The sequence below is a fragment of the Streptomyces hirsutus genome (genome assembly GCF_001418415.1).
Taxonomy (GTDB): Bacteria; Actinomycetota; Actinomycetes; order Streptomycetales; family Streptomycetaceae; genus Streptomyces; species Streptomyces hirsutus.
On sequence record NZ_LIQT01000248.1, the window covers coordinates 1 to 1,555 of the forward strand.

General features: G+C 70.0%; 1 protein-coding gene. It reads right to left on the minus strand.

Annotated elements, in window-relative coordinates; translation table 11 throughout:
• Positions 1–1,555: acyl-CoA mutase large subunit family protein (locus AOK11_RS19280; protein ID WP_240497405.1), on the minus strand; the 1,555-nt coding region annotated here is incomplete at both ends.

Below are 1,555 nucleotides of genomic sequence, written 5' to 3' on the forward strand. Positions count from 1 at the left end.
CCTCCCGCAGCGCGTTGCACACCTCGCCCACCGTCGCCCGTGCGCGCAGGGCGTCCTTCATCGGGTACAGGACGTTGTCCTCGCCCTCCGCGGCCTTCTTCAGGGCGGCCAGGGCGGTGTCCACCGCCCGCTGGTCGCGCTCCGCGCGCAGCTTCGCCAGGCGTTCGGCCTGCTGGGCCTCGATCGCCGGGTCGACGCGCAGCGGCTCGTAGGGCTCCTCGGCGTCGAGCTGGTAGCGGTTGACGCCGACCACGACCCGCTCACCGGAGTCGGTCTCCTGGGCGATGCGGTAGGCGGAGCGCTCGATCTCGCTCTTCTGGAAGCCGTGTTCGATGGCGTTGACCGCGCCGCCGAGGTCCTCGACCCGCTCCATCAGCTGCAGCGTCGCGGCCTCCACCTGGTCGGTCATCCTCTCCACGACGTAGGAACCCGCGAACGGGTCGACGGTGGCCGTCACGTCCGTCTCGTAGGCGAGGACCTGCTGGGTGCGCAGGGCCAGGCGGGCGCTCTTGTCGGTGGGCAGCGCGATGGCCTCGTCGAAGGAGTTGGTGTGCAGCGACTGCGTGCCGCCGAGGACCGCGGCCAGGCCCTGCACGGCGACGCGGACCAGGTTGACCTCGGGCTGCTGGGCGGTCAGCTGGACACCGGCCGTCTGCGTGTGGAAGCGCAGCATCAGCGACTTGGGGTTCTTCGCCCCGAACTCCTCCTTCATGAGCCGGGCCCAGATCCGGCGGGCCGCGCGGAACTTGGCGACCTCCTCCAGGATCGTGGTGCGGGCGACGAAGAAGAACGACAGGCGGGGCGCGAAGTCGTCGACGTCCATGCCGGCCGCGACCGCCGTACGGACGTACTCGATGCCGTCGGCCAGGGTGAACGCGATCTCCTGCGCCGGGGAGGCCCCCGCCTCGGCCATGTGGTAGCCGGAGATCGAGATCGTGTTCCACTTCGGGATCTCGGCCCGGCAGTACTTGAAGATGTCCGCGATCAGCCGCAGCGACGGCTTCGGCGGGAAGATGTACGTCCCGCGCGCGATGTACTCCTTCAGCACGTCGTTCTGGATCGTGCCGGTGAGCCTGTCGGCCGGGACGCCCTGCTCCTCGGCGACGAGTTGGTACAGCAGCAGGAGGAGGGAGGCGGGCGCGTTGATCGTCATCGACGTGGAGACCTTGTCCAGCGGGATCCCGCCGAACAGCACCCGCATGTCGTCGATCGAGTCGATGGCGACGCCCACCTTGCCGACCTCGCCGGAGGCGATCGGGGCGTCGGAGTCGTGGCCCATCTGGGTGGGCAGGTCGAAGGCGACCGACAGGCCCATCGTGCCGTTGGCGATCAGCTGCTGGTACCGGGCGTTGGACTCGGTCGCCGTGCCGAAACCGGCGTACTGGCGCATCGTCCAGGGGCGGCCGGTGTACATCGTCGGGTACACGCCCCGGGTGAACGGGTACGCCCCCGGCTCGCCCAGCTGCTCGGCCGGGTCCCAGCCCTCGAGGGACTCCGGTCCGTAGACCGGTTCGATGGGCAGTCCGCTCTCGGTGGACCGAGCACTTCCCGACTC